Consider the following 21,427-nt stretch of genomic DNA (forward strand, 5'->3'; position numbering starts at 1 on the left):
AGCTAGATAAAATCCTCAAAAATAACCCTCACTACAAAGCGATGGCACCTCAGTCAGCACGGCAGATGCTTAAATCTGTGGGAGAGTCAATAACCAGTTACAACAAACTAGTTGCACTGTATTACCAGGGTGATGTTCATAAACCCTCATTACCAAAATATAGAAAGGGTGGCGGTTTTGCTGCTGTTACATTTCCCCGTCAAGCATTAACGTGGAAAAATGGTTGCTTTTATCCATCAATCAGGAAAAAAACTAAGCCGGAATTACTAACAGAAATAACTTTGCAATTACCTAATTTAATTGATTCACACTGGGTAAAAGAAGTTACTATTAAACCTTATTTAGGTGAATTTTGGATAGATTGGGTAATTGATAACTGTAACAAACCAGTCAACACTAACCCGGAGCTAGATTATTCCCAAGGGTGGAGTTTTGACCACCGTGGCACTAACTGGTTAACAGGTGTTTCCACTCGCGGTAAAAGCCTAATTATTGATGGACGCACACTCAAATCAATAAATCAAGGTTATTGTCCCTTAGTAGCCAAATACAAACAAAATAAATTTGATTTTTATTGGGACTCTAACTTAGATAGAGTGCAACTTCAACGCAATAATCAAATGCAGCATGCTATTAACAAAGCAGCACGATTTATTATTAATCAATGTCTTAACGACAGAATTGGTAATCTGATTATTGGCTGTAATCATGGGCAGAAAAATAGCTCTAAGATGAGTAAGTGTGGAAGTCAAAACTTTGTTTCCATTCCCACGGGTGGTCTAATTGAACGTCTTAAACAAATTTGTCCAGAATATGGCATAAAAATAACGATTGGCGATTACCTCTACAAACATGGTGAAAAACTCGACGGATGGAAACCGTCAGGTCAAAGGGTAAAACGCGGATTGTACAAAACTTCTGCTGGTATACTGGCAAACGCTTACTGTAATGGTGCTGCAAATATTTTAACAAAAGTAGCCACACAGCTAGGTGCTAACCTAGCCAAGGTGGGTAGGGGAGCTTTGACACTCCCAATACGGGTTGATTTATTTAATGGATTAAGTAGATCATATCCTAAAGGTTGCGTCCCACGGCTTCAGCCTGGGTAGCAACATCAGTTTAGAATGCCCTGTGTTTCAACCAGGTGAGATGTCAAGCAATTACTTACACCCTAAAAAAATATCTTCAGAAGAAAAAGTTTTTCAGCCTCTACCTATGTCCAATAATTTCTCTTCATCTTTTCATCTCCCTCTCAAAGGTAAAACTATCCTAGTAACTCGTTCTTCTGGACAATCCAGGGAATTTGTCCATCGCCTCACAGCATTGGGCGCTATGGTGATTTCTATGCCCACCTTAGAAATTGTTCCGCCTTCTAGTTGGGAAAATTTGGATCAAGCCATCGCTTGTTTGGCTGATTTTCACTGGTTAATTTTCACTTCTACTAATGGTGTGGATTACTTTTTTGAGCGATTAATTGCCAAAGGTAAAGATATCCCTGCTTTAGCAAGGATAAAAATTGCTGTTGTTGGTGAAAAAACAGCCCACAGCCTCCAGCAACGCGGTGTGGTTCCTGATTTTATTCCTGCTAACTTTGTAGCTGATTCCCTGGCAGCGAATTTCCCAGAACCGCTACAAAGGAGAAAAGTATTATTTCCTAGAGTAGAAAGCGGTGGACGAGAAATTTTAGTTCAAGAGTTAACTGCTCAAGGTGCAGTGGTTGTAGAAGTGGCTGCATATCAATCTCGCTGTCCTAGCTCCATACCAGAATCGGTAAAATTAGCTTTGCAAAATGGGACTGTGGATATAATTACTTTTGCTAGTTCTAAAACTGTGAATTTTTTCTGTCAACTCATAAAAGAAACATTTTCCCATTCTTCTGACATCGGTCACTTGTTGGCTAAAAGTTGTATTGCTTCTATTGGACCCCAAACCTCGAAAACTTGCCATGCTTTATTGGGGCGGGTCAACATTGAAGCTGAGGAATATACTTTAGATGGCTTAACAGAAGCATTGATTAAATGGGTGGAAAAATCTTAGATTATGAATAAACGTATCATTGGCTTGACAGGAGGTGTTGCTACCGGCAAAAGCACTGTGGCTAATTATTTGGCTAGCACCCAGAAACTGCCAATTTTTGATGCAGATATTTATGCAAGGGATGCTGTGGATATAGGTTCGCCAATTCTCGGCAGAATCGCTCAACGTTATGGTGAACAGATTCTACTACCAAATGGCAGTCTGCACCGGGAAAATTTAAGCGCCATCATCTTCACACAGCCAGAAGAACGCCTGTGGGTGGAAAGTTTAATTCATCCTTACGTACTGCGTCGGTTTCAGGAAGCGATCGCTCAATCACTATCACAAGAACTTATGTTAGTTGTCCCTCTGCTGTTTGAAGCAAAGATGACTAACCTAGTAACGGAAATCTGGGTTGTGCTATGTTCTGAGTCGCAGCAATTGGAAAGATTAATGCAGCGAAATGCTTTAACTCAAGAACAAGCCCAAGGTCGTATCAATAGCCAGTTATCCCTAGCAGAAAAAGCAGCCCGTGCAGACGTCATTTTAGATAATTCCTCGAATCTAGAGTCTTTGCTAAAACAGGTAGACACTGCTTTTGCTACGAATATTAGTAGTTAAGTTTTGCCTTGTGACAAAATTAATTAATTGGCACTACCTACTATAATCTCCAAAGTCACACTAATTCCACCATGGATGCAGCACCAGCAATACCGTACATTGTCTGGTGCGTTATGGTAAATTTATGACTATAATTTTTACGTCTTCCTGAGATTAAAGGCTCACGGGAGCATTATCTAGGTCGGTTATCCCTAAATGTTCGGATGTACTTGGTTTTCAATTATTCTTTGGCAAGTTAATTACGAAAAAAATACTCTTGCCTTTGGTCAGGCTAAAATTTAATTTCAAGTTTAATTTATTCCGTTGGTTGGCAAATCTCAGACATTAATCAAGTAATAAGTATAAAACACACGATTATAGGCATTTAGTGCTGGTTAGAGATTATGTATTTGATCTGGTCAATGAAGGAGCTACGGGATACATGACTGCTGTAGGCAAACTTAGGTTGGGCCATCGCATTATTTTACAAGTTGGATCTCATTCTTATGTATATCAAATCGAAGAAATTAATTACTACTTTGATCCACCCGATATATGGATAGCTTTACTAAAACAAATTTAAAAACTCATACTTGAGATTACTTTAGTCAAAAGAATTACTTTCATCAGAATAATTTTTAACTTTCCCAGTACAGGCAATTTCTTTGTACAAACTAAAATAAGCATATAGACAAGTTAAATAGATCCAACCAAATACTAAGGAATGTTAAGTATGTATCACAAAATTTTGGTAGCTGTAGACAAATCAGAAATGAGTCAATACGTGTTTGAACATAGTGTATTTTTAGCAAAAGCTGCTAACGCTGAAATCATGTTACTACACGTATTATCACCACTAGAAGATCCCTACATCAGTCCTGTATTTACACAACCAGATACCATCTATCCATCTGTACCAACTATGCCTATGGATAGTTACATCCAAGAGTGGGAAGAACTAAAAAAACAAAGACTAGATTGGTTGCAGTCCCTGACTGAAACAGCAATTAATGCAGGTGTCAAAACTAAGTTTACCCAAAGCCTGGGTGATGCTGGCAAAATAATTTGTGAGGTTGCTCGTAATGGGCTAGCCGACTTAATTATTATTGGTCGTCGAGGTCGCACAGGAATAAGTGAGTTTTTGTTAGGTAGCGTCAGTAATTACGTACTACATCATGCCCCTTGCTCGATGTTGATAGTACAAGGACGTATTCCTACCACAATGTAAATTTCTTGTTTAGGTGCAATATATCAGCCATTGAGAATTAAAAGTTTCAGAATCTCGGTATCTTCAAAAAGCTGGGATTCTCTTGTTTTTATGTCAATTTTTATGTAATCATAATTAACGCAAGCAAAGCTTGTTATAGCAACTAGAACGCAGTGTAGACAAGCAATCTAAAAATGGTAAGTAATTACAGCGCTATCCTTGATAATAGTGTAATTACTGAGGTTTCGATGACTCGCAGTTATCTAATAAAATGACAATTATATAAAAATATTTTTCATTTAAATTATAACTTGAATTAAATATATTATTCATGGGATTAATATTAATTACAGCTCTATTCTCTTTTATTTATTGGGTAAAATAATTATCTCAAAAATTAAAGGCATCAAAACTGAAACTAGCTATTTGATTAACACCAAGTAAATAGACCTCTATTTAATCTTGCCATATTAACAATATTTATACAGAACAAAATGGAGAATTTTCATTAATGGAAAGTACTGATATCAATTTATTTAAGAGTAGAGAAAAGACTTTAATTGGCGATTTTCAGCCTCAAAAACCACCCTTTGCAGGCATAGATGAAGTTTTAGCAGAAAATTTACTTTTAAGTGACACTAACGATATTAGCAATGAAAAACCTGTAGGCAATAGCGTTATTAACCCCTTTGCCGGTGGTGTTAGCAGTCAACTTAATGAATTAGTTTTTGGACGCTTGCAATCAGTCCTGGGTGAAAATGAAGTTGTCAGTGGCAGTGGTAACTCATTTACAGATGGAGATAATTCATCTTTTAATCAAGACAACCCACCCTTTGGTTATGGCAGCAGAAATTTTGGTAGTGATAACGCAAATATTGGTAATTTCAACTCAGATTTTGGTAGTGATAGCGCAACTATTGGCAATGGTAATTGGAACTTTAATAATGACAATGCAACTATTGGTAATGGTAACTGGCTATTTGGCAGTAACAACACAAACCTCGGTAATGGTAACTGGTATTGGGATGAAAGCAGTAACAACTCAACTTTAGGTAATGGTAATTGGCAATTCAACAGTGACAATTCCACTATTGGCAACGGTAACTGGGGTTTTGGTGAAAACAATACAACTATTGGCAACGGTAACTGGGACTTTGGTAATCACAACACCATTATTGGTAATGGTAACTGGATTTTTGACGATAACAACACCATTATTGGTAACGACAAAAGCACCAGCAAATCAGAATCGCTTCCGCTAGATATTAAGACTGATGTTGATAATTTAATTGATTCGCTGATAGGCATAATGGGTGAAAAATTTTTGCCCTTAACAGGAGGTTTGGGTGTGTCAGAGACAGAGACATTTAACCGACTGATTCTTTCTCAAAATAACGGTAATATATCTACAGACATTGAGCAGTTTTTGGCATTACTCGGTAAAATTAAAAGCAATAGAATTGCCTCCGGCACTGCCCTTGGCCCAATGCCCTACCAGCACGGACAAAACCTTCAGCCCGTCCCCGAACCTTCATTTTCAGTATCACTCCTAGTAATGGGAGTGGTATGTTTGCTGTGGTCAAAATTAAAACAAGGATTTTTTGATTAATTGAAGCTTGCGCCTATTATTCAGAGTGGTCAGCAGGCTATTGAACTTGAGTTGATGACTGATGATGATTCAAGAAGCTATTTTTCTCACTCCCCATTTTATATTCTTTAGCTCCACCAAACTTAATCAAAAGTGCGATTGCAATAGTCTCAACTATAGTTAATATTATACTCAAGGCGGAACCATGTCCAAGGAAGCGATTTGACAATCGGTTTTCAGCAGGCATTTAGTATCACTTTAGTATCATCAGATACATAGTAGTACTTTCAAAAATTTCTTTGTTTTATGACCTTATTACAACCATTTTCACTGGGACGAAAAAACAATACACGCACCGTTGGGCAAAGTTTTCAGTCGGTATTTCTAATTGCATTTACCCTCTTAATGACTAGTGGAATAGGGGTGCGGTTGGGATACTTACAAATTGTTGAAGGAGCGCGCAACCGTGCCAAAGCAGAGGCTAACCGAGTGCGGATAATTGCCAAACAGCCAGAAAGGGGTAATATTTTTGACCGCAATGGTAAACTTTTAGCTAGTACGCGTCATCCTCGTTCTGTATATCTCTGGCCAATGGCGCATACTAAAGCCGGATGGTTGGTTGTTGGTTCCCGTCTAGAAAAAATTCTGGATATCCCCAAACAGGAAATAGAAAAAAAATTAGAAGAGGCCGGCCCCAACTCTTCTTCACTAATTCGCATTGCTCGTGATCTCAGTGAAGCTCAAATTACTGCCCTCAAAGAATATCAAAGCGAGTTACAAGGTGTAGAGATACATACGGAAGCTGTTCGCTACTACCCAAACGGTAAAGAATTAGCCCATGTACTCGGCTATACGCGAGAATTAACTGCCGAACAGTTAAAACAAAAACGGAAGTTAGGCTACCGATTAGGAGATGTCATTGGTCAGATGGGGGTTGAAAAGGCTTACGAAAATATTCTCCGGGGTGAATGGGGCGGTCAGCAAGTGGAAGTGGATGGTGCAGGTCGTCCCATTCGGGTATTAGGAGAAAAAAAGGCAAAACCCGGTAATGATGTTAATTTAACCATAGATTTAAATCTACAGATTGCGGCAAACAAAGCTTTGGGCAAATACAATGGTGCCATTGTGGCACTTGACCCCAAAAATGGCGGAGTTTTAGCAATGGTGTCTCGTCCCACCTTTGATCCAAATATTTTCTCTAAAGGAAAACTATCGCAACAAGATTGGCAAAGTGTCCAAGGTGAAAACCATCCTCTAGTTAATCGTGCCCTGAGTGCTTTTCCTCCCGCCAGTACCTTCAAAATTGTCACTACAGCAGCTGGACTGGAATCAGGGAAATTTTCTCCCAACACAGTCCTACAAACTTACGGTTCCTTAACTATTGGTGGGATAAGATTTGGTGAATGGAACCACGCTGGATTCGGTCCTTTAGGTTTTGTGGGCGCAATGCAGTGGAGTAGTGATACTTTCTTTTATCAAATTGCTAGGGGAGTGGGTGGCCCTACTTTAATTGAATGGACTCGTAAATTTGGATTTGGTCAGAAAACTGGCTTTGAGTTTGTCTCGGAAGAAACAAGGGGTTTAGTGCCAGATGAACAATGGAAACAAAAAACTTGGAAGATGCCTTGGACTGTAGGTGACACTGTTAATATGTCAATTGGTCAAGGTGCTTTATTAAGTACTCCTTTGCAAGTTGCGGTTATGTTTGCTGTACCAGCTAATGGCGGCTACCGAGTCCAGCCCCATTTGCTTAAAGATAATGAAGAAGCAAAAAGCTGGCGAGAATCTGTGAATATGAAGCCGACAACCATTACAATTCTTCGTGATGGACTGAGAAAGGTAATCACTGAAGGTACTGGTAAAGTTTTGAATAACCCCGCACTTCCCCCAGTAGCAGGTAAAACAGGTACAGCTGAAGCATGGCAGCGTCGGGTGAAAAGAAATCATGCTTGGTTTGGCGCTTATGCTCCGGTAGATCAACCAGAAATCGTGATTGTAGCTTTCGCTGAACATTCTGGAGGTGGTGGTGGTAGTACTGCGGGGCCAATGCTTTTAGAAATTATGAAAGACTATTTTCAACGCAAGTACCCTGGTAAATATAAGCAACCAAAGTAAATGGTTTCTATTTCTATACCGACAAAGGCAAAAAGATGGTGTTGAATTACTCCAATGCTTAGGGTTTTTGAGTGGAAATCGCTAACTTTGCCCCTTTTACCTGACGCACCTGATCCATAACTGCCACTACCTGACCATGCCCGACTTGCTCATCAGCATTAATAATTACCAACGCTTCGGAGTTAGAACCAATTATAATCCGCAGTTGCTCTGCTATTGAATCAACTTGACTAGGTTGACGATTGACGCTAATTACTCCTTGTTTGTCTACCGTAACAGTAACTTTCATGGGAACTTGCTGTTGTGTTGCTGTGCTCGCTTGAGGTAAATTCACGGGCAAACCTTCAGAACGAGTTAAAAACAGCGTTGACATTATAAAAAACGTTAAAATCGCAAATATCACATCAATCATCGGTACGATGTTGATCTGTGTTGGTATATCTGCTTCATCTGGTAGACGCATAGTTTTTCTCCCCTCGTTCGTAGCGTCGGCGGTAAAGTAATTCTAGTTGTCCCCCGTACTCTTGAAAGAGTGCCATTTGACGGACATATAAACTTCTAAAGGAGTTGGCAAATAAAAGTGTAAACATAGCAACTATCAACCCCGCCGCGGTAGAAACCAAAGCTTCACTAATACCAGCAGTTACACTGGCGGTTTTTGTACCTCCTACATCGCCAATATCCAGGGAAGCAAAAGAAGTAATCAATCCCAACACAGTACCCAGTAAACCTAATAGTGGTGCTAGACCAATAATTGTCTCAAAGATATTTTGAAAGCGTTTCAGTAAAGGTATTTCAGCTTGGGCCTCACTTTCTAACGCTAAACGAAATTCTTCGGGATTTGCTTCTTCTAATTCCAAAGCCGCCAGAAAAATTCGTGCTAAAGGCAAATCTGCATTTTTCCGTAGTGTATCTAAGGCACCAACTACGTTATCTAGCCGATAAAGTTTCAATACCTCTCTAATTACATTGCTTTGACGGTTATTGATTCTCACCCAAAACCGGATACGTTCAACAATCAGCGCTACTGCTAACACCGAAAACCCAAATAGCGGCCACATCACCACGCCGCCAGCCGTAAACAGATTATTAATTTCCATTTAGTGCCTCGCACATAATAATAAGTAATACACAGGCAGATTAGTATAATCTTCAGGTAAATTGATACTTTTTGTCAAGAGAGCATAAAAATTTCTGAGAAGTTTTTTCAAATTCATCCAGAATTCACAACAAATCCAAAGGCTGGAAAAGTATTCCAACACAGAATTTTGTATGAAATCTAGGCGAAGAGAATTAATTTAAATTTTTGCAGTTATTTTGTGGCTAATTGTCATTTGATTTAGACGCAACTTTACGTAAGCTTTGAGTTGTATAAGTAACTTTTTACAAAAATTAACCTAGTTAATTTTACGACTATATAGGCTTAAGAAAACACTGTTTAGCATCATAAACCCATATGGCTCACTACAGGGTAGATGAGGTGAGAACAAATTAAATCCAAGAATTAAAACATCCTGGTTAATCGGCAGTTAATTATTCTGATCTCAACCATGACGGCAATCCCGATTAAAACTTAATCACAATCTCTTCTGTCTGTCAAAAGACAGACTGTCATAATTCAGTAATATCTCTAGGGATTACGCAAATATCCACTTATGGTTGTGTGGAATTCATATTTCTAGCTTTGTAGAATAATTCTAAACTGTGGCGATCGCCGACAAAACGCCAGTGCCAAGGTTCATAACTCACACCTTGGGGATTATTCTCAGGAAAGGACATTTCAAAGCCAAAACGGGCAGCATTTCCTTGTAACCACTTAAAGGCTTTAGTATTTTCAAAGTTGGTTTGGAGATTAGTTGCTGGTGCTGCACCATCACCTATGTCTACAGCATAGCCTGTGTGATGTTCACTGTGTCCAGGAGGCGCACTGACGGATGCTCTTTGGGTTGGGGTTTGATTCCGGGTAGCACCAACAGCAAAAAATAACTGTTCCTGAACTTTTACAGAGCGAAAACCAGAAATTGGCACTAAAATTACACCCTCACGTCGCGCAGCTTGTGTCATGGCTTTATACTTTTGAGCTGCAGCTGTTCGCATTTTAATTTGCCCATCTACCGTAATTGGTAATAGTTCTGACCCTGGGGCTTCTGAATATCTCAAATGACCTAACAGCGTATCAACATTTCTATCTTTTCTATTGACATAATCGCTAGATTGTGTATTCGGTGTGGCTGTTGGACTAGGTGATAAAGAATCAACATTAGTCTTCGCATCGACGACGAAAAACCAAAAACCAACAATTAAACCTAACAGGACTAACCCTCCTAACCCTCCCATCAGCAAAACTAGGGTTTGCGGCGGTTGCTGGGGTTTTACTTCAGGTCCATCGCGTAAAGCCACTGGGATATCTTCACCAGGGTCATCTGAGAAGTTATGCGGTTGTTCAGAAAACCGGGCTTTATTCAAGGATCAACTCCTGCCTTTGTACAATATTCATCAAAGATTGTAGACTGGACACAAATAAACATCTTCCGTAGTCTTTACATCCATATATTCCAGGTCACAATCTTGGCTAACCTCTTAGAACTATACGCGAAACTGATAGGACTAGTGTTGGTAGGTTTTATTCTAGGACGCAAACTACCCAAGACAGTTCCTACCCGTATAGGCCAATGGCTATTTTGGGTGGGGATACCCATAAGTATCGTGGCTTTTTTACGTCAAGCTGACTTATCAGGACGGATTTGGATTGCGCCAGCCATCGCCCATCTGGCCATTTCACTAGGGGGATTCTTGGCTTGGTTGGGAATCAAAGGGCAAAGGTATTTTACAAATACCGTCTACCAAAAATCAACTCAAGGTAGTTTACTCCTAGCGGCAATGGTAGGTAACACAGGTTATCTTGGTTTTCCCATCACCCTAGCATTGGTGGGGCAAGAATACTTTGCCTGGGCTTTATTCTACGATATGTTGGGTTCGCTTTTCGGGGCTTATGGCTTCGGAATAGTATTGGCATCTCATTTCGGCAGTAATGTTAGGAATTATTGGCAAATTACCAAGTCTATTTTAATTAATCCTGCTTTGTGGAGTTTTGGCTTTGGCTTGCTGTTTCGCAAAGTGACGCTTACCAGTGTGTTTGAATATAGCCTAGAAAAATTAGGTTGGAGTGTTGTTGCTGTAACCTTAATATTAATTGGGATGCGACTTTCCCAGCTTAATTCTTGGCACAAGCTACCAGAGGCAGGGATGAGTTTAACAATTAAGATGTTAGTAGTTCCCCTAATTCTTGGTGCTACATTACCGGTACTTGGCATTACTGGGGAACCAGCACAGGTAATCGTGCTACAAATGTCTATGCCTCCAGCTTTTGCCACGTTGGTAATTGCTGAAACTTTTAATCTGGATCGCGACCTCGCAGTTACCTCCTTGGCGGTGGGGTCTATGTTATTATTACTTGCTCTCCCCTTTTGGCTATGGCTATTTTGATCCGCGCATTTCAGAGAGTGCCGATTATTTTGTCTCACCTCTGGCGGGACCAAGACCCTACACATTAAGGGTAGACCATTCACTTAAGGTCTCAAGTCTACAAGTATAGATTTCGATATAAAATAACGATACTATAATTATAGTCTGCTTAATTCCTAAAATTATTGTTATTATTTCTGCAGTTTTTGACTTTCTTACTTTTAACACCTGCATATCGCCATCAAGAGGTTGAGCATGAGTCAGCACAGTCATCACGACTCTGTGGAAATACAGCCTAGTTTATCGGTTCGATTAACAGAACTGGCTCAACTTTTTCTCAAGCTAGGCTTGATTGGTTTTGGGGGACCTCAAGCTCACATAGCGATGATTAATGATGAAGCTGTAGTCCGCCGGGGCTGGTTAACTCAAGAACAATTTTTAGAAGGTGTGGCTGTTTGCGAGATGTTACCTGGGCCTGCTTCTACACAGATCGGAATTTATACTGGGTATGTGCGGGCAGGACATTGGGGAGCTTTAGTAGCAGGTATTTGTTTTATTTTGCCTGCCTTTTTAATTGTGCTAACTCTGTCTTGGGCATATTTTCGTTTTCAGGGTATACCGCAAATTGAAGATTTGTTTTTAGGGATTACACCTGTTGTCATTGCTATCATCTTTGGATTTTGCTGGAAGTTAGCAAAACGGACAATTACTGATAGTAAAGGTGTGACCATCGCCATTACCGTCCTTATGATGACTTTGCTACTAAAAGTCAATGTTTTATGGCTATTCATCCTGGCGGGTATTATCGGGTTAATCTTGTACCGGCCACTAACCACGCCAAAAAATCCCACCAGTGCTTGGCTAGTTCCGCTTTTACCCATGATGCGAGAGTTGCCCAAAACAGTGGCAACTGTATCTACTGAGACATTGGCAGTTTCTAGCTTTTGGGGACTGGAACGGATTCAAGAGTATTATCTGACCTTAGCATTGTTCTTTTTGAAAGTGGGTAGTTTCATCTTCGGGGGCGGGCTAGTTATTATCCCCTTATTGGAGTTTGAAGTAGTCAATCAATTTCATTGGTTAACCCAGAGCGAATTTATCGACGGTGTGGCTATTGGCGAATTTACTCCTGGGCCTGTGGTGATTACAGCCGCATTTGTGGGTTATAAGGTGGCTGGTGTTTTAGGGGCTTTAGTCTGTGCGATCGCGATTTTTACACCGTCGTTTGTATTCATTATGGGAGCTGCGCCCCTTTTACTTCGCATTCGTCACCAACCTGGAATTCGCAGCTTTTTAAAAGCTGTTACTCCGGCCGTGCTGGGAGCGATGGCGGCTGCGGCCGTTCCCTTAGCACAGACAGCTATAATCCAAGATACCTTGGGGCGCTCCATTTTAGCGATGATTGTCGGTATTGTAGCTTTAGTTGCTTTGATCCGCTTTAAGCGTCCCACATGGCAGTTAGTCCCCGTCGGTGGAATTATCGGCTTAATTGCTGGCGCTTTTTAAACAAGGCTTTTTCCTCCTTCCCACTCAATAGCAAGGTTGACTGACCTTAGCTATGAGTTCCGCCGGGTTCATATTTTCATAATGTTCAAAAGGTTGATGAATCCAGGGGTTGTCACACAAATAATCCACATAATAATCTGGTTTGATACTTGAACTTGCTTTATACCAAATTACAGCTGTACGAATTTCCTCAATTTGGAAATTACTATTTTCCTTTAGCCAAGGTATGGTCTGTTCAATTGTGATTCCAGAATCTACCAAGTCATCCACCAGAAGAATGTGCGAACCTAACTTTTCTGTTGTCATTGTCAAGTGGCGAGACAAAGTTAAATTGCCTCTTTCTTGCTTACCAGCACCACTGTAAGAAGATGTTGCTAAAATTGCCAACGGCTGCTGATATATACGTGAAATAATATCTCCCACCCGCAGTCCCCCTCTGGCGAGACAGACAATCTGGTTGAACTCCCAGCCTGATTTATATATCTGAGCAGCCAGGTGTTCAATTTTTTCGTGATAATCTGACCAAGAAACGTAAAGGTCTGGCATAGAAAAGGTAATTTTTAAGTAATACTGAATTCAACTACAAGCTTTTTATTTTAGTATGACCATGAATGATTCTGTTGATGAGTTCTCCAGAATTAATCCAGAAAATCAAAAACTGGATTTGAAAACCAAAATAGCTTATGGCGCTGGTGATTTAGGCCCCGCCATCACTGCGAATATTTCCATCTTTTTTTTACTGGTTTTTTTTACCAATGTGGCCGGGATTCCAGCTGGTTTAGCTGGTAGCATTTTAATGATTGGTAAAATTTGGGATGCCATCAACGATCCGATTATCGGTTTGCTGTCAGATAGAACTCAATCTCGTCGCTGGGGTCGTCGCTTACCTTGGTTGTTTTACGGGGCAATTCCTTTTGGCTTGGTCTTTTTCTTGCAGTGGATTGTACCGCGTTTTAGTGCCGAGTCCAGTAGTAATATTTGGCCATTGTTTTGGTACTACGTGGCCATTGGGTTACTATCTCAGGTATTCTACACTGTGGTCAGTTTGCCTTATGCGGCAATGACTCCGGAACTAACTGAAAATTATGACGAACGTACTAGCCTAAATAGCTTTCGCTTCGCTTTTTCTATCGGGGGCAGTATTTTATCGTTGATTCTAGCGCAAATTATTTTTGCTAGGATTAGCGATCGCGAACAGCAATATCTAGTTTTAGCGGCAATTTGTGCTGTCATATCGGTTCTAGCTTTATATGCGTGTATTTTTGGCCTGCGCGATCGCGTGTTAGCTTTTGAAGCAAAACGCACCCAAGTGGAAGAACCTCCATCCATACCTTTTTTGGAGCAAATAAAAATCGTTTTTAGTAATCGCCCTTATCTATTTGTTATTGGTATATATCTTTTTTCTTGGTTAGGGGTGCAGGTGACAGCCACAACCATTCCTTATGTTGTCGTCAACTATATGCGTCTGAAGGAATCAGATGTTCCCTCAGTGATGATTGCAGTCCAAGGAACAGCCTTGCTCATGCTATTTGTTTGGAGTGCTTTGAGCAAGAAAATCGGCAAAACAGTGGTTTATTTTGCAGGTATGAGTTTATGGATCATAGCCGCAGGAGGACTATTTTTGTTACAGCCTGGTCAAATAGCTTTGATGTATCTGTTAGCTGTCATGGCGGGTTTTGGCGTGTCCACTGCTTATCTAGTTCCTTGGTCACTAATTCCAGATGTGATTGACTTAGATGAACTCCAAACCGGACAACGCCGAGAAGGCATTTTTTACGGCTTTATGGTATTGCTGCAAAAATTAGGTTTAGCTTTGGGAATATTTTTAGTAGGAAACGCCTTAGAAACAGCCGGTTTCCAACCCGCCATACCAGGAGAAACTACGCTACCCATTCAACCTGACTCAGCACTGCTAGCTATCCGCATCACCGTTGGACCACTACCGATAATTTTTTTGATTTGTGGTTTATTGCTCATGTATTTTTACCCAATTACCCGTGAAATCCACACAGAAATTATGATGAAACTCAAAGCACGTCGGGAAAACAGAAGGGTTTAAACTGCTGGCGCAACAAAGTAGTTAACAACAGCAGCAAATCAACAATCAAATTTGGACTACCATAGCTGAGTATTGAAAAACTACAAGTAAAAATTCAATGACTACAGTTACATCCCACGAAATTGCTTTGTTTCGTTCTCAGTTAGCCGATGATCCTACAGCTATGGAAGCCCTGGACTTAATTGAAGATTGTGATGGAGATTTAGAAGATGCAGCTATGACTTTAGCCATTCGGTCAGGACAACAACCAGAGATGACTAATTCCGAGTGGTTGGATGCTATGGCTAGAAAATGGCGTGCAGTTATTTGTCAACAAGAATACCGAGAAGACTTGCTGAGTGACTCATTGGTGAAAATCATCGAAGTTCTCAAAAAAATGCCCACATTTCCCACGATTTTGGCAACGCCAGTTCTTATATATATTCTTAAGCAAGGGATAAACGATTTTTGTCAGCCACTGGATCCGCTTAATTGATACCTGATGCCAGACAATGCGATAATAAAAGCACGGAAACCACAATTCCACATTTCCCTTACCACGGTAGTTACCCTTTTTTCCTCTATGTATATATCAGGCACAACTTCGATTCCACTAGTTTTGATAACCTGTTAATTAAGAACTTTTATCAAACAATTATTATTTAATCAATGAACTACGTTGTTGCTGTGTTACCAAACCGCATCCAAGCCGAAGCCGCTTACTTAGCTCTAGAAGCACAAGGCATCAAAAGCACTATCCTGGGTAAGGGTTATAAAACTGCTGACGAGTTTGGCTTGGTTGATCCCCAAGAACAAGCTAAAAAGCAAGCAAAGCTGATGTCATACTGGCTCCTACCATTCGGCTTTTTTGCAGGTTTTACCTTTAGCCTAATTACAGATTTAAACACTTTTTCCTGGGCGGGTGAAGTTGGTAACCACATCGTTGGGGGACTGCTGGGTGCTGCTGGTGGGGCTATGGGTAGTGTTTTTGTCGGTGGTGGTGTTGGGTTAGTGGTGGGCGGCGGTGACGCTTTACCCTACCGCAATCGCTTAGAGATGGGTAAATATATAGTTGTTGTTCAGGTTTCCGAAGCGATCAGTCGGCAAGCAACCCGCATATTACGTAAGTTTGAACCAGAAAATATCCAGGGTTATGCTGACACATCCAGCATATAGCAATTGAAGATTCACAATTCAAAATTTGATAATTTGGATAATGTTGCCAAGAGAAGAACTTTTAAAAGGTGTCGAAAATCGTGATAGTGTTGCTCGTGTCATAGATCAGGCAGAACAAGCAATTAAAACTTGGGAAGTAGTTTTGACTGATTTTTTGTCTCCCCCGGAATTAGCAGAAATTCACAGGGTATTCAATCGGTTAACAGATGTACAATTACTCACCTGGGGTGGTTATCCCCAAGCAGAACGTCAAAGAATTGCCATGGCGCGTTCTGAATTGCCCCTAGATCAATCTCAAGTTGACCTTGCAGCTTTAGAAATTGCCGGTAATTTTCTGTTTGATCCCGCCACTCACCGCGACTTTTTGGGCGCAATGCTGGGGACGGGAATTGTCCGTGAAAAGACAGGAGATATTATTGTTCTGGGAGAACGGGGAGCGCAAGCAATCTTAGTACCTGAGTTGGCAGAATTTTTAGAAATGAGTCTGCAACAGGTGCGCTCAGTTCCCGTGAAAACTCAGCGCTTTGACATTAATGAGTTGAAAGTTAGGGAACCGAAGAAAAAGGAATTAACTACAGTGGAAGCTTCTTTACGACTAGATGCCATCGCTTCTGCTGGTTTCGGTATGTCCCGCAGTAAAATGGTTAATTTCATCGAGAGTGGCGATGTCCGCGTCAATTGGAAAGACGTTAATCAAGCTAGTTCTCATGTTAAGACAGGCGACTTAATCGCTATTCGTGGTAAAGGACGTTTAGAAGTAGGCGAAATTGCTGTTACTAAAAAAGAACGTTACCGCGTGCAATTAACAAGATATATGTAGACTTTAATCTTTTCTTACAGCTTTACCAATATACCAAACCGAAGTATCTTCATTGATTTCGATGGGAAACGGTTCTGAGTTTTTGTCTTTATTTTTTGTATTTAAACCTTTAAACAGGATGTTGATGAATGTTTGAAAACTCATACCCCCTGTCAAGTCAAATCCTTTAATGACAACATTTATAAAACCATTACTTTCCATTGTATAAGTTAGTCCTTCGGGTTTAATAAACTTATTCCAATCATGAAAACCTGGCGGTATTTGCTTGAGAATATCCTCCAAGAGCCAAATCATGATCAATCTTGATTTCAAATTCCTATTAATTGTATCAAATAAAAATAAACCATTTGTCTTTAACACTCTATGAACTTCGGAAATAACTTGTTTCCAATCTGTCACGTGTTCTAAAACATCACAACACAACACAACATCAAATTCCTTGGCAGCAAAAGGCAAATTTTCCGCAATTCCCCAATGATAATCAATGTCTAAGTTGTTTTTTCTAGCATGTGCTTGAGCAACTTTAATTGATGGCAAAGATAAATCAATAGCAGATACAATAGCTTTTTGTTTAGCTAAAGTTTCACATGCTAATCCACCCCCACAACCAACATCTAAAACCTTAACTCCTTGCCAGGTGGGGATATAATTTGAAAAAAAATCAATTCTAGACTTATTCAGACGAGCAGATAAATTTAAAACTTCACCTTCTATCCACCAATTATCTGCATTTACATCATAGTATTCTAGAGGATTTTTTTTCATTTTTTGGATGAATAATAATAATTATGAATCAATGCTTAATAGCATTTCTAATAATTAACACTTTATCTTTTGCTACGCAATTAATCCCTCCTACTTTAGGGCTATTTTAGTTGAATTAATAAAGTTATCTAAAACACATTTTCTTGGAAAAATAGCCTTTTCTAAGCTTCTAGTCTACTACGGGTTCAGCACCATGAGGCCGGAAATTCCCCAGTTAATTGCTTCTTCCCGGTGAATCACACCAATACCTTCCACCCGTCGCCGAAAGATGGAATTGTTAATAGGATTGTTAATAAATAAACCCTCATACTCATCCATCTGTAAACTGCATAAATAGAAGATCCAGTAATTGCAAGTGTCTTTCTATCACAGGGATAGTTTTAGCCGCAAAGGCTTGCAAGTCTCGGTCTTGACCTAACTGTATTTGACGGGTATGGATGACTAAATTTTCCATGTGTCCGTTAATGCCAGCTTCATTTATATATGCTTGGTCAAAATTGCTGCCAGAAAGCTCTGATAGTTGTGCTTTTAACGCTTGATACTTGGGGCTTGCAGTGGTTGGCAGAGTAATTCCCTTTTGCTGCGCCAACTCTATTAATTGCTCATTCAAAGGCGTGTGATCCGCAATCATTTGTTTGGCATATTGCCTGACATCACTATTTTTTGATTTTTCCAGTGCCAATTTTGCTAGTTCAACTTCCGCCATTCCGGCTTGAGCTGCTTCTTGCACATACACCATGTCAATTTCACTGAGGCTAGCTTGTGAAATTTTAGTCTCTAGAGTCCTAGAGTTATGGGGTGTGGTGTGGGCGATGGCCTTCGGCACTGCCCTCGGCGCAATCGCTCTTTGATTGATCTGGGCATAGCCAGGAACAGCGATGGTGCTACTTACTCCAATAATTCCAATCAGATGAGTAAATTTTTTCGCCAAGTTTCCATGCAATAAATTCATTTTGTTCACTTGATAGAGGATTCTTGATCACGGTTTTGGCGGTCCTCAGGTTCCGTACTTAAAACAGACCGGGGATATTCTTGATCTGAGAGGAGATTAGCTTCCGATGGACCCACGCCGTAATGGTAAGGATGTAAAGCTAAAACAGGTTGAGTTTTAAAGTTCTCTGGTGGGGGTGGAGAAGTGGTCATCCATTCCAAAGTCAAACCTCGCCAAGGGTTATCAGGTGCTTTTTCACCGTATAACCAGCTATGGCAAACGTTAATCAAAAAAGGTAGGGTAGAAATTGCCAGTAATACCGCACCAATAGAACAAATAAGGTTGAGATCGGCAAATTTGGGGTCATACACAGCAATTCGCCTTCTCATCCCTTGGATACCTAACTGGTGCATGGGGAAAAATGCCAAGTTAAAGCCAATATAGGTAAGTACAAAGTGAATTTTCCCTAGGTTTTCATCTAGCATTCGCCCGGTCATTTTCGGAAACCAATGATAAATACCGGCATACAAGCCAAAGACACTACCACCAAATAAAACGTAGTGTAGGTGAGCCACAATGAAATAGCTGTCATGAACGTGAATATCGAAGGGAACCGCAGCTGTCATGACACCGCTAATTCCACCAATGACAAACACCGAAATCAAGCCCATGGCAAATAGCATGGCCGTCCGAAAGTGGATTTTGCCACCCCAGATGGTTCCTAACCAGCTAAATACTTTAATTCCTGTGGGTACAGCAATAACCATGGTGGTGATCATGAAAAACATTCGCACCCACCCTGGTGTCCCAGTCGTAAACATGTGGTGCGCCCAGACAATTAGTGATAAACAAGCGATGGCAATACTGGAATAAGCAACGGCTAGATAACCAAAAATTGGCTTGCGGGCGTGAACTGGAACAATTTCCGACATCATCCCTTGGACTGGGAGAATCATGATATACACGGCTGGGTGTGAATAGTACCAAAACATATGTTGATAAACTACAGGATCACCCGCTCCCGTGGGGTTGAAGAATGTCGTACCTGCAAGGAGGTCAAAAGTGAGCAAAATCAGCCCCCCAGCCAGTACAGGAGTTGCTAACAGTGTCAACCCAGAAGTTGCTAGCATTGCCCAGCAAAAAAGAGGCATGTCACTTAGACCCATCCCTGGTGTCCGCATTTTCAAAATTGTCACCAGAAAATTTAGTCCTGCCAAAATCGAGGAAGTTCCCAATAAAAGCAGGCCGAAAATCCACATAGCTTCACCGACTTGACCCATCACCAGACTTAACGGCGGATAGGATGTCCAACCAGCTTGGGGTGGTCCGAAAAAGAAACTAGCTATGATTAAAAGGCCTCCTGGAGGGACAAGCCAAAAAGCCACTGCATTCAAACGCGGAAAAGCCATGTCTCGCGCCCCAATTAAGAGAGGAACTAAAAAGTTACCAAATCCCCCCGTCCCAGCCGGAATAATCCACAGAAAAATCATTATTGTTCCGTGGAGGGTAAATAAACCACTATAAAGTTCAGGGCTAACTACGTCTGTCTCTGGTGTTGCTAGTTCACTACGAATTACAGTGGCTAAAACACCACCCAATAAATAAAAAACAAAACTGGTGACTAGGTATTGAATGCCAATAACTTTATGGTCAGTACTAAAGCTAAAATATTCTCGCCAATTCCTCATCACAGGTTCTTCAGGATGAGCCGGAAGATTGGCAGTTTCTTGAACTTGTACTTGTGTCATAATCAATAAAATTTAGATACTAGTATGGCTAGTATCTTCTACCCCTTGCTGTAAAATTTCTGACGGCATTAAACCTGGACGATGAGCATCATTAGGAACACCATGAGGATCTAAAACTCCTTCTGGTAGGTACACTAATTCCCGTAGTGGTGTGACCATAGGATCTTCCGTAACTTTGTACGGCACTCTCCCCATTGCTACATTGTCATGGTTTAATTCGTGGCGATCGTAAGTACAAAGTTCATATTCTTCAGTAAATGAAAGGCAGTTTGTCGGGCAAAATTCCACACAATTACCACAGAAAATACAAACTCCAAAATCAATACTGTAGTGTTTTAATTCTTTCTTTTTGTATTCTTTATTGAACACCCAATCTACAACTGGCAGATTAATAGGACAGACGCGAACACAAACCTCGCAAGAAATACACTTATCAAATTCAAAGTGAATACGACCCCGATAGCGTTCAGAAGGAATTAGTTTCTCATAAGGATATTGAACAGTAATAGGACGACGGTTCATGTGGTCAAAAGTTACCGACAGTCCTTGTCCAATATATCGACTGGATTGCCAAGCTTGTTGGGCGTAATCTCTGACTGGTTTGAGAAAGTTAAACATGAGTAAATTAATGTCACTTAATCGTGCTCTTAATAAGCACGTTAATGGGTAATATTGTTGATAACTTCCGTCAAAGGTCAGGCTAAATATTAACTTAGATTGTATGTAAAAGTACAATTTCTCCTCTAAGCAAGCAAACTTGGCCTATTTGCCCAAATATCGAAAACCTAAAATCATACAATAATGCGACTAATTGTAGGTGACATTTTTTTATTCATTATTACTATCAGGAGAATCATATATGCCCCAATTTTTAATACCGCAATTTTGTAATATCCCTTCAACACTATGAATCTCTTCATCTGTACCATTCAGGATCAGTAAATAATAACTCTGTTGCAGGCGATCGCTATAAACTCTGGCTCGGTTTTCGGGTATCCCTAAATCAACTAGCGCCTGCACTAAATTCTCATTTGCTAATGCTCCCATAGCAACACCCGCCATACTAGCAACTAACGCCACACCTACTGAACCTGCTGCCAATAAAGTTCCTAAACTAGGAATCGCCAAACTACTCAAACCAACTAGCACACTACCCCAGATAGTAGCCGTCAGTGTATCACCTATTGGCTTGGTAGCGTTAACACTTTGGTCACCAATGCGATTACTTAGGGCTATGGGCTTTGCACCATCGCTCATCTGTGCCTCACCCAGGCCCTCGTCTGGTTCTACATCTTTAGCAATGATAGAAACTTGCTCCATGGGAAAGCCTGACGCTTTCAATTCATTAATTGCTTGCTCTACTTCTTGATATTTTCCAAATACTCCTACCGCATATTTATTTTTTTTCTGATTTTTAGTAACCATATTATCCCCATTCGCAATTACCAGTCA

The 21,427-nt window shown here is 40.5% G+C and carries 23 protein-coding genes and 1 pseudogene; 13 read left to right on the forward strand and 11 right to left on the reverse strand.

What is annotated here, in order from left to right; translation table 11 throughout:
- Positions 1 to 41: 41 nt before the first annotated feature.
- The 6 genes from NWP25_RS15640 to NWP25_RS15665 all read left to right on the forward strand — a co-directional run bounded on the left by NWP25_RS15640 (position 42) and on the right by NWP25_RS15665 (position 5,432).
- Positions 42 to 1,109, forward strand: a complete 1,068-nt coding sequence (locus NWP25_RS15640) for a transposase (RefSeq protein ID WP_280699737.1) — start codon at positions 42 to 44, stop codon at positions 1,107 to 1,109.
- A 40-nt stretch (positions 1,110 to 1,149) separates the two neighbouring features.
- On the forward strand, positions 1,150 to 2,037 hold the full coding sequence (locus NWP25_RS15645; RefSeq protein ID WP_374911808.1) for a uroporphyrinogen-III synthase: 888 nt from the start codon (positions 1,150 to 1,152) through the stop codon (positions 2,035 to 2,037).
- Positions 2,038 to 2,040: 3 nt separating this feature from the next.
- Complete coding sequence (gene coaE / locus NWP25_RS15650) at positions 2,041 to 2,637, forward strand: dephospho-CoA kinase (protein ID WP_280652722.1); 597 nt, start codon at positions 2,041 to 2,043, stop codon at positions 2,635 to 2,637.
- A 367-nt stretch (positions 2,638 to 3,004) separates the two neighbouring features.
- Positions 3,005 to 3,199 (forward strand): hypothetical protein, encoded by a 195-nt coding sequence (locus NWP25_RS15655; RefSeq protein WP_280652721.1) that lies wholly within the window; start codon positions 3,005 to 3,007, stop codon positions 3,197 to 3,199.
- Positions 3,200 to 3,349: 150 nt separating this feature from the next.
- Positions 3,350 to 3,844 carry a universal stress protein gene (locus NWP25_RS15660; RefSeq protein ID WP_280652720.1) on the forward strand — a complete coding sequence of 165 codons (495 nt, stop codon included), beginning with the start codon at positions 3,350 to 3,352 and terminating at the stop codon, positions 3,842 to 3,844.
- A 490-nt stretch (positions 3,845 to 4,334) separates the two neighbouring features.
- A complete protein-coding gene (locus tag NWP25_RS15665) occupies positions 4,335 to 5,432 on the forward strand; it encodes a hypothetical protein (protein ID WP_280652153.1) in 1,098 nt (365 codons plus the stop codon).
- 37 nt (positions 5,433 to 5,469) lie between these two features.
- Here the strand turns inward: NWP25_RS15665 and NWP25_RS15670 are convergent, their stop codons facing one another.
- The gene (locus NWP25_RS15670) at positions 5,470 to 5,658 is read right to left on the reverse strand and encodes a hypothetical protein (protein WP_280652152.1); all 189 of its coding nucleotides are present in this window, start codon (positions 5,656 to 5,658) and stop codon (positions 5,470 to 5,472) included.
- A gap of 59 nt (positions 5,659 to 5,717) precedes the next feature.
- Here NWP25_RS15670 and mrdA point away from each other — a divergent pair, with 59 nt between their 5' ends.
- Complete coding sequence (mrdA, locus tag NWP25_RS15675; protein ID WP_280652151.1) at positions 5,718 to 7,526, forward strand: penicillin-binding protein 2; 1,809 nt, start codon at positions 5,718 to 5,720, stop codon at positions 7,524 to 7,526.
- Positions 7,527 to 7,584: 58 nt separating this feature from the next.
- On the opposite strand, the gene NWP25_RS15680 is transcribed toward mrdA, so the two are convergent.
- The 3 genes from NWP25_RS15680 to NWP25_RS15690 form a co-directional block, all read right to left on the reverse strand.
- The gene (locus NWP25_RS15680; RefSeq protein ID WP_280652150.1) at positions 7,585 to 7,989 is read right to left on the reverse strand and encodes an ExbD/TolR family protein; all 405 of its coding nucleotides are present in this window, start codon (positions 7,987 to 7,989) and stop codon (positions 7,585 to 7,587) included.
- Entirely contained in the window at positions 7,973 to 8,626 is a 654-nt protein-coding gene (locus tag NWP25_RS15685) for a MotA/TolQ/ExbB proton channel family protein (protein WP_280652149.1), read from the reverse strand. Before NWP25_RS15685 ends, NWP25_RS15680 begins: the two co-directional genes overlap by 17 nt.
- 553 nt (positions 8,627 to 9,179) lie before the next feature.
- Positions 9,180 to 9,992 carry a M15 family metallopeptidase gene (locus tag NWP25_RS15690; protein ID WP_280652148.1) on the reverse strand — a complete coding sequence of 271 codons (813 nt, stop codon included), beginning with the start codon at positions 9,990 to 9,992 and terminating at the stop codon, positions 9,180 to 9,182.
- A 102-nt stretch (positions 9,993 to 10,094) separates the two neighbouring features.
- On the opposite strand from NWP25_RS15690, the gene NWP25_RS15695 reads away from it, so the two are divergent.
- Complete coding sequence (locus tag NWP25_RS15695) at positions 10,095 to 11,012, forward strand: AEC family transporter (RefSeq protein ID WP_280656391.1); 918 nt, start codon at positions 10,095 to 10,097, stop codon at positions 11,010 to 11,012.
- Positions 11,013 to 11,246: 234 nt separating this feature from the next.
- Complete coding sequence (gene chrA / locus NWP25_RS15700; protein WP_280652146.1) at positions 11,247 to 12,497, forward strand: chromate efflux transporter; 1,251 nt, start codon at positions 11,247 to 11,249, stop codon at positions 12,495 to 12,497.
- A 24-nt stretch (positions 12,498 to 12,521) separates the two neighbouring features.
- Here chrA and NWP25_RS15705 read toward each other — a convergent pair whose 3' ends face one another.
- A complete protein-coding gene (locus NWP25_RS15705) occupies positions 12,522 to 13,043 on the reverse strand; it encodes a phosphoribosyltransferase (RefSeq protein WP_280652145.1) in 522 nt (173 codons plus the stop codon).
- A gap of 61 nt (positions 13,044 to 13,104) precedes the next feature.
- Between NWP25_RS15705 and NWP25_RS15710 the strand changes: the two genes are divergently transcribed.
- The 4 genes from NWP25_RS15710 (at position 13,105) to NWP25_RS15725 (ending at position 16,531) form a co-directional block, all read left to right on the forward strand.
- Positions 13,105 to 14,556 (forward strand): MFS transporter, encoded by a 1,452-nt coding sequence (locus NWP25_RS15710; RefSeq protein WP_280699739.1) that lies wholly within the window; start codon positions 13,105 to 13,107, stop codon positions 14,554 to 14,556.
- Positions 14,557 to 14,653: 97 nt separating this feature from the next.
- Positions 14,654 to 15,031 (forward strand): hypothetical protein, encoded by a 378-nt coding sequence (locus NWP25_RS15715; RefSeq protein ID WP_280699741.1) that lies wholly within the window; start codon positions 14,654 to 14,656, stop codon positions 15,029 to 15,031.
- 173 nt (positions 15,032 to 15,204) lie between these two features.
- A complete protein-coding gene (locus NWP25_RS15720; RefSeq protein ID WP_280652142.1) occupies positions 15,205 to 15,711 on the forward strand; it encodes a hypothetical protein in 507 nt (168 codons plus the stop codon).
- Positions 15,712 to 15,751: 40 nt separating this feature from the next.
- Complete coding sequence (locus NWP25_RS15725; protein WP_280652141.1) at positions 15,752 to 16,531, forward strand: photosystem II S4 domain protein; 780 nt, start codon at positions 15,752 to 15,754, stop codon at positions 16,529 to 16,531.
- A gap of 3 nt (positions 16,532 to 16,534) precedes the next feature.
- Here the strand turns inward: NWP25_RS15725 and ubiG are convergent, their stop codons facing one another.
- The 6 genes and pseudogenes from ubiG to NWP25_RS15755 all read right to left on the reverse strand — a co-directional run bounded on the left by ubiG (position 16,535) and on the right by NWP25_RS15755 (position 21,400).
- Entirely contained in the window at positions 16,535 to 17,296 is a 762-nt protein-coding gene (gene ubiG / locus NWP25_RS15730) for a bifunctional 2-polyprenyl-6-hydroxyphenol methylase/3-demethylubiquinol 3-O-methyltransferase UbiG (protein WP_280652140.1), read from the reverse strand.
- A gap of 189 nt (positions 17,297 to 17,485) precedes the next feature.
- Positions 17,486 to 17,614, reverse strand: a pseudogene (locus tag NWP25_RS15735) (NADH-quinone oxidoreductase subunit D-related protein); the annotation flags it as partial.
- A complete protein-coding gene (locus tag NWP25_RS15740; RefSeq protein WP_280652139.1) occupies positions 17,607 to 18,248 on the reverse strand; it encodes a DUF4142 domain-containing protein in 642 nt (213 codons plus the stop codon). The gene NWP25_RS15740 and the pseudogene NWP25_RS15735, both read right to left, overlap by 8 nt.
- Positions 18,249 to 18,253: 5 nt before the next feature.
- The gene (gene ctaD, locus NWP25_RS15745; RefSeq protein ID WP_280656394.1) at positions 18,254 to 19,975 is read right to left on the reverse strand and encodes a cytochrome c oxidase subunit I; all 1,722 of its coding nucleotides are present in this window, start codon (positions 19,973 to 19,975) and stop codon (positions 18,254 to 18,256) included.
- Between the two features lie 12 nt (positions 19,976 to 19,987).
- A complete protein-coding gene (gene ndhI / locus NWP25_RS15750) occupies positions 19,988 to 20,593 on the reverse strand; it encodes an NAD(P)H-quinone oxidoreductase subunit I (RefSeq protein ID WP_280652138.1) in 606 nt (201 codons plus the stop codon).
- Between the two features lie 210 nt (positions 20,594 to 20,803).
- Positions 20,804 to 21,400, reverse strand: a complete 597-nt coding sequence (locus NWP25_RS15755; RefSeq protein WP_280656396.1) for a general stress protein — start codon at positions 21,398 to 21,400, stop codon at positions 20,804 to 20,806.
- Between the last annotated feature and the right edge of the window lie 27 nt (positions 21,401 to 21,427).

The sequence above is a fragment of the Umezakia ovalisporum Ak1311 genome, assembly GCF_029891685.1.
Lineage (GTDB): Bacteria > Cyanobacteriota > Cyanobacteriia > Cyanobacteriales > Nostocaceae > Umezakia > Umezakia ovalisporum.

Bases quoted from the DNA above. Each gene is read 5' to 3' on its own strand.
- NWP25_RS15680 (WP_280652150.1), bottom strand. From the start codon at position 7,989: ATGCGTCTACCAGATGAAGCAGATATACCAACACAGATCAACATCGTA.
- ndhI (WP_280652138.1), bottom strand. From the start codon at position 20,593: ATGTTTAACTTTCTCAAACCAGTCAGAGATTACGCCCAACAAGCTTGG.
- ubiG (WP_280652140.1), bottom strand. From the start codon at position 17,296: ATGAAAAAAAATCCTCTAGAATACTATGATGTAAATGCAGATAATTGG.
- NWP25_RS15660 (WP_280652720.1), top strand. From the start codon at position 3,350: ATGTATCACAAAATTTTGGTAGCTGTAGACAAATCAGAAATGAGTCAA.
- mrdA (WP_280652151.1), top strand. From the start codon at position 5,718: ATGACCTTATTACAACCATTTTCACTGGGACGAAAAAACAATACACGC.
- NWP25_RS15715 (WP_280699741.1), top strand. From the start codon at position 14,654: ATGACTACAGTTACATCCCACGAAATTGCTTTGTTTCGTTCTCAGTTA.
- NWP25_RS15685 (WP_280652149.1), bottom strand. From the start codon at position 8,626: ATGGAAATTAATAATCTGTTTACGGCTGGCGGCGTGGTGATGTGGCCG.
- NWP25_RS15645 (WP_374911808.1), top strand. From the start codon at position 1,150: ATGTCAAGCAATTACTTACACCCTAAAAAAATATCTTCAGAAGAAAAA.
- coaE (WP_280652722.1), top strand. From the start codon at position 2,041: ATGAATAAACGTATCATTGGCTTGACAGGAGGTGTTGCTACCGGCAAA.
- chrA (WP_280652146.1), top strand. From the start codon at position 11,247: ATGAGTCAGCACAGTCATCACGACTCTGTGGAAATACAGCCTAGTTTA.
- NWP25_RS15725 (WP_280652141.1), top strand. From the start codon at position 15,752: ATGTTGCCAAGAGAAGAACTTTTAAAAGGTGTCGAAAATCGTGATAGT.
- NWP25_RS15670 (WP_280652152.1), bottom strand. From the start codon at position 5,658: ATGCCTGCTGAAAACCGATTGTCAAATCGCTTCCTTGGACATGGTTCC.
- NWP25_RS15705 (WP_280652145.1), bottom strand. From the start codon at position 13,043: ATGCCAGACCTTTACGTTTCTTGGTCAGATTATCACGAAAAAATTGAA.
- NWP25_RS15720 (WP_280652142.1), top strand. From the start codon at position 15,205: ATGAACTACGTTGTTGCTGTGTTACCAAACCGCATCCAAGCCGAAGCC.
- NWP25_RS15740 (WP_280652139.1), bottom strand. From the start codon at position 18,248: ATGAATTTATTGCATGGAAACTTGGCGAAAAAATTTACTCATCTGATT.
- NWP25_RS15665 (WP_280652153.1), top strand. From the start codon at position 4,335: ATGGAAAGTACTGATATCAATTTATTTAAGAGTAGAGAAAAGACTTTA.
- NWP25_RS15710 (WP_280699739.1), top strand. From the start codon at position 13,105: ATGAATGATTCTGTTGATGAGTTCTCCAGAATTAATCCAGAAAATCAA.
- ctaD (WP_280656394.1), bottom strand. From the start codon at position 19,975: ATGACACAAGTACAAGTTCAAGAAACTGCCAATCTTCCGGCTCATCCT.
- NWP25_RS15755 (WP_280656396.1), bottom strand. From the start codon at position 21,400: ATGGTTACTAAAAATCAGAAAAAAAATAAATATGCGGTAGGAGTATTT.
- NWP25_RS15640 (WP_280699737.1), top strand. From the start codon at position 42: ATGGCACCTCAGTCAGCACGGCAGATGCTTAAATCTGTGGGAGAGTCA.